This is a genomic window from Skermanella sp. (assembly GCF_059503625.1).
Genome location: NZ_JCACHA010001170.1, coordinates 1 through 4,926 on the forward strand (window position 1 = coordinate 1; position 4,926 = coordinate 4,926).

The window sequence follows — 4,926 nt, forward strand, 5'->3', positions numbered from 1 at the left end:
CGCAGACCCGGCCAGATATCGAGGGCGAGGGATGTGTTGGCGCCGGCCGCGCGCAGGCGGGCTATGTCGGCTTGCAGCGGATCGGCGGCTGTAAGGGAAGAGGCGGGTTCGGCGCAGGTGAACCACGCGATCAGCCACTCGTACAGGGCCTCGTTTTCGGCACGAGTGGGGAAACAGTCGATTCGGGCCGGGAGTTCGAGCGTCGCTCCATCGAACCGGGCGCCGTCGAGCTTCTCCGTGCCAAGGCCGATCCTTTGCAGCAATGTCAGCCGGTGGTTGGAAGCCCCTGCCCCGCTGGCGGCAAGCCGGACCCCGCCATTGCCGCCGAGCGCCCGGAACATGACGCCCAGGCTGGTCCGGACCTCGTCCAGGCCGACGGCGGCTTCCGGATGATGCTTGTAGCTGCCGTTGCCGCCGACCAGCCGGTGCCACGCCTGACCGACTGTTTCCTCCGGTTCGAAAATGGAAACCATGACCCGCCTCAGCCGAGCGTGATGTCGATGACGCGCAGCAGCGCCTTGCGGACGTCCGGGTCGTCGGTCAGCGGCTCGATCATCGCTGCCAGGATCGCGCGCTCCATCCGCATGCCGGACGATATCAGGGTGGCGCAATAGACCAGCAGGCGGGTGGAGACGCCTTCCTCCAGGTCCTGGCCCTTCAGGTCGCGCAGCGCTCCGGCAAGGCGGACCAGGGGGCGGCAGCGTTCTACGGCCAAGCCGCTTTCGCGCGACACGATCTCGGCCTCGCGCTCGGGCGGCGGGAAGTCGAACTCGACCGCCAGGAAACGCTGCCGGGTGCTGGGCTTGAGGCTTTTCAGGATGTTCTGGTAGCCGGGATTGTAGGAGACGACCAGCATGAAGCCGGGCGGGGCGACGATGGTTTCGCCGGTCCGCTCCAGCGGCAGGACGCGGCGGTCGTCGGTCAGCGGGTGGAGCACGACGGTCACGTCCTTCCGCGCCTCGACCACCTCGTCGAGATAGCAGATGGCGCCCTCGCGGACGGCGCGGGTCAGCGGGCCGTCGACCCAGACGGTGTCGCCGCCCTTCAGCAGATAGCGGCCGGTCAGATCGGCCGCCGTCAGGTCGTCGTGGCAGGAAACGGTGTGGAGCGGGCGGCCGAGCTTCGCCGCCATGTGGGCGACGAACCGGGTCTTGCCGCAGCCGGTCGGTCCCTTGAGCAGCAGGGGCAGGTTGTGGTTATAGGCGTGGACGAACAGGTCGCATTCGTCGCCGGTCGGCTCGTAATAGGGGACTTCGGCGGCGAAAGTCTCGGGGTTCAGGCTGTCGGGCATGACGATCGGGTCTCCGGGGCTGGCGGCATCCTTGCCGGCATCCCCCGAAGAGGATGCCGGCGCGGGATCATTCGGCGGGTTGAAGGGCCTTGGCCAGCCGGGCCGGCCGCTCCTCATGGACGGGACCGAAGACCGAGTAGGCGAACATCAGGGCCGAGATCGCCACGACGACGCCGGAGCCGAGACGCATCCAGTAGAACAGCGCAAGCTGGTCCTGGACTTCCATGTAGCCCATGCCGAGCACGCGTTGCAGGTGGACCTGGACGACGCCGGCGAAGGTCAGGGAGAAGGTCATGAACGCCATCGCGGAGGTCATCAGCCAGAAGCTCCACATGTTGAGCTTCTGATTGAAGGGCTGCCGGTTGCGCAAGTAAGGCATGGCATAGGTCATGATCGCGAGGTTCAGCATCACGTAGGCGCCGAAGAAGGCGAGATGGCCGTGGGCCGCCGTGACCTGGGTCCCGTGGGTGTAGTAGTTGATCGGGGCGAGCGTGTGCAGGAAACCCCAGACGCCGGCGCCGAAGAAGGCCATGACGGCGCATCCCAGGGCCCAGAGCATCGCCGCCTTGTTGGGGTGGTCGCGGCCGCCCTTCCAGACCATCGTGAAGGCGAATACGACCATCGCGAAGAAGGGAGCCACTTCCAGCGTGGAGAACAGGCTGCCGATCCACTGCCAGTAACCGGGAGTGCCGATCCAGTAATAGTGGTGGCCGGTGCCGAGCAAACCGCTGAACAGGGCCAGACCGACGATGGCGTAGAGCCATTTTTCGACCACTTCGCGGTCCACGCCGGTCAGCTTGATCATCATGAAGGCCAGGACCGAGGCCATCACCAGTTCCCAGACGCCTTCGACCCAGAGATGGACGATGTACCACCAGTACATCTTGTCGAGCGCCAGGTTGTGCGGATTGTAGAACGCGAACAGGAAGAAGACCGCGATGCCCCACAGGCCCAGCATCAGGACGTTGGTGACGGCGGTGCGCCGGCCCTTCAGGACCGTCATGGACAGGTTGAACAGGTACATCAAGGCGACCACGACGATGGCCATCTTGATCCACATCGGCTGTTCCAGGAACTCGCGTCCCTCGTGGATGCCGAACAGGTAGCTGACCACGGCGGCAAGGCCGCCGAACATGAACAGGCCGAACTGGATATAGGCCAGCTTCGGGCTGTACAGCTCGGTCTCCGCCTCTTCCGGAACCAGGTAATAGCCGGCGCCGAAGAAGCCCATCAGCAGCCACACGATCAGGGCGTTGGTGTGGATCATGCGGATGACGTTGAAGGGCACCAGTTCCGACAGAACGTTGGGCAGGACGTAGACGACGCCGGCCAGCGTCCCGACCAGAACCTGAACGACGAACAGGAGGAGAGCTCCGGCGAAATAGACCAGGGCGACCTTTTGGGATTGGTATCTCATGACTGATCTCTCATGGCTGGGTGCTCCTCAGCCGGCTTTGTTGGGCGGCCAGTTCTGGGTATTGATCGTGCCGACCCATGACAGGAACTCGGAAAGATCCCTCATTTCCTGCTCGGTCAGGTGGAACTGCGGCATCTGCCGGCGGCCTTCGATGCCGCTGGGCTGAGCCTCCATCCAGGATTTCAGAGTGTCGTAGGATGCCGCTGGGTCATTCTCGACGCCCCAGCGGGCCATGACGTTGCCCAGTTCCGGCGCGAAGTAAGCGCCCTCGCCCAGGATGGAATGGCAGTTGATGCAGGCATTCTTTTCCCACACCGCTTTGCCTCGGGCGACGCCGTCGGTCAGCGTGGCGGTATCGGTGCCTGTATTGAGGATGTAGTTATGGCTCAACGCCGTAAGTCCGACGAAGACCAGGAAGAAGAAGGCCGAGCCGCCGTAAAAGATGTTACGCGCCGCGGCTTTTGTCAGGCGCTCGCTCATGGCTTGCCGCGTCCTGCGTCTGTCATGGGAAATTTCCTCGGGTTGGGCGCCGCCCCAAAGCCCCTGAAGGACGCTTGGAAGCCGGCAGCGAAATAACGTGCCGGCAAAGTTGACTATCCGAGTGGGGGATTCCTTGACCTTGGTCAAATGCAGGTGCGTTCCTGGACCTTATTGTCTACCTATGATCGATTCAGCCACCCTTGCCGCGATCCGTCACAATCCGCTGCTTTCAGGATTGGGCGACGCCGAACAATCCGTCCTGGTTTCTCTGGGAGCCACCACCGGACTTCCCGCCGGGACCGTCCTTTACGAGCGCGGCGATGCCGCGCGGCACCTTTTCGTCGTCGTGGAGGGCACGGTCGCCCTCTACGTCCCCGACGAAGCCGGCGCCACGGTCCCGCTCTATCCGCTGTCGCCCGGCGACAGTGCCGGCGAGGAGTCGCTGGCGCCCGATTCGCACTACGACATGTCGGCGCGGGTGATTACCGACTCCATGGTATTCTCGATCGAGAGCCGCCGACTCTCCCGGCTCCTCGACCAGCGATTCGATCTTGTGCTCGGCATGCTGGTCGGCATGTCCACGAGGCTGCGCGGGCTGGTACGGGAAATCACCGCCCTGAAGATGGCATCGACGGCGGAGCGTCTGGGTATCTTCCTGCTGGAACTGGCCGACGCCCGCGTTCTCCCGCGAAGCCGCCGTCATGACGGCGGCCGGGTCGTCGTCACGCTGCCGTTCTCCAAGCAGATGCTGGCCCAGAAGCTGGGCATGCAGCCGGAAAGCCTGTCGCGCGCCTTCGGCAAGCTGCGCCGATTCGGCGTTCAGGGGGCCGGCCAGACCCAGGTGGTGATCGGCGACCCTGCCGGACTGCGGGCGTTCTGCCAGCCAGAATCCCCGACCTGATCCCCGACCTGATCCTCGTCCTGATCCTCTGCCGGAGACCGCCGCCATGGCCTGCTGCCCGATCAACTGCGCGGTTCCGCGCCCCGCCTGCGTCGCCCGCTCCACGAACCGCCGCATCCAGCACACGACATGGACCGGCCAGCCGCTGGACCCGGCCCTGGCAGCGAAGCTGCCGCTGTTCCAGCGCCTGGAAATCAAGGTGCTGGCGGATCTGCTGACGGGAACCTCCGTGGCGCGGATGCCCGCGCAGACGGCCCTGTTTGCGTGCGGCGACGACGCCGACTGCTTCTATGTGGTGCTGGAAGGAAAGGTGAAGCTGTTCGCCCTGAACGAGGGCGGCGAAGAAAGCGTGGTCGAGGTCTTCGAGCCGGTGTCCTCCTTCGCCGAGGCCGCCATGTTCGCCAGCGGCAGTTTCCCGCTGTCGGCAGAAGTGATGGAGGATGCCTTGCTCGCCCGCGTCCCCGCCGCTCCTTTCATGCGCAAGCTCCGCCAGGACCATCGGGTCGCCTTCACGATGCTGTCCAATCTGGCGCTCTGGCATCGCCGCCTGACGCGGGAGAAGACCTCGCTGAGGGTGAAGACGCCGGTGCAGCGGGTCGGCGGTTTCCTGCTGTCGCTGACCCCGGCGGAAACAGGCGCCGCCGTCGTCACCCTGCCCTTCCGCAAGAGCCTCGTCGCCAGCCGCTTAGGCATAGAACCGGAAAGCTTCTCCCGCGTGATGGCGCGCCTGCGCCCGCACGGGATCGACATGGCGGGAATGGAAGTCCGGATCGCCGACGTGGCGGCGCTGCGGGGGCTGTGCGGGAGCTTTTGAACAACGTTTCATTGAGTCAAAAA

Annotated in this window: 5 protein-coding genes and 1 pseudogene; 2 read left to right on the top strand and 4 right to left on the bottom strand. The window is 64.9% G+C overall.

Annotated elements, in window-relative coordinates:
• The 4 genes and pseudogenes from AC5JJ6_RS41370 to AC5JJ6_RS41385 form a co-directional block, all read right to left on the bottom strand.
• Positions 1-473: pseudogene (locus AC5JJ6_RS41370) on the bottom strand (protein norD); the annotation flags it as partial.
• Positions 474-481: 8 nt separating this feature from the next.
• A complete protein-coding gene (locus AC5JJ6_RS41375) occupies positions 482-1,291 on the bottom strand; it encodes a CbbQ/NirQ/NorQ/GpvN family protein (RefSeq protein WP_496047640.1) in 810 nt (269 codons plus the stop codon).
• A gap of 67 nt (positions 1,292-1,358) precedes the next feature.
• Complete coding sequence (locus AC5JJ6_RS41380) at positions 1,359-2,708, bottom strand: cbb3-type cytochrome c oxidase subunit I (protein WP_496047641.1); 1,350 nt, start codon at positions 2,706-2,708, stop codon at positions 1,359-1,361.
• A gap of 27 nt (positions 2,709-2,735) precedes the next feature.
• Positions 2,736-3,188 carry a c-type cytochrome gene (locus AC5JJ6_RS41385; RefSeq protein WP_496047642.1) on the bottom strand — a complete coding sequence of 151 codons (453 nt, stop codon included), beginning with the start codon at positions 3,186-3,188 and terminating at the stop codon, positions 2,736-2,738.
• Between the two features lie 181 nt (positions 3,189-3,369).
• On the opposite strand from AC5JJ6_RS41385, the gene AC5JJ6_RS41390 reads away from it, so the two are divergent.
• Positions 3,370-4,089 (top strand): Crp/Fnr family transcriptional regulator, encoded by a 720-nt coding sequence (locus tag AC5JJ6_RS41390; RefSeq protein ID WP_496047643.1) that lies wholly within the window; start codon positions 3,370-3,372, stop codon positions 4,087-4,089.
• 46 nt (positions 4,090-4,135) lie between these two features.
• Positions 4,136-4,903, top strand: a complete 768-nt coding sequence (locus AC5JJ6_RS41395; protein ID WP_496047644.1) for a cyclic nucleotide-binding domain-containing protein — start codon at positions 4,136-4,138, stop codon at positions 4,901-4,903.
• The last annotated feature ends 23 nt before the right edge of the window (positions 4,904-4,926 follow it).

What these genes read in the sequence shown, in the direction of transcription:
- AC5JJ6_RS41375 (WP_496047640.1), bottom strand. Translation starts at nt 1,291, where the DNA reads ATGCCCGACAGCCTGAACCCCGAGACTTTCGCCGCCGAAGTCCCCTAT.
- AC5JJ6_RS41380 (WP_496047641.1), bottom strand. Translation starts at nt 2,708, where the DNA reads ATGAGATACCAATCCCAAAAGGTCGCCCTGGTCTATTTCGCCGGAGCT.
- AC5JJ6_RS41385 (WP_496047642.1), bottom strand. Translation starts at nt 3,188, where the DNA reads ATGAGCGAGCGCCTGACAAAAGCCGCGGCGCGTAACATCTTTTACGGC.
- AC5JJ6_RS41390 (WP_496047643.1), top strand. Translation starts at nt 3,370, where the DNA reads ATGATCGATTCAGCCACCCTTGCCGCGATCCGTCACAATCCGCTGCTT.
- AC5JJ6_RS41395 (WP_496047644.1), top strand. Translation starts at nt 4,136, where the DNA reads ATGGCCTGCTGCCCGATCAACTGCGCGGTTCCGCGCCCCGCCTGCGTC.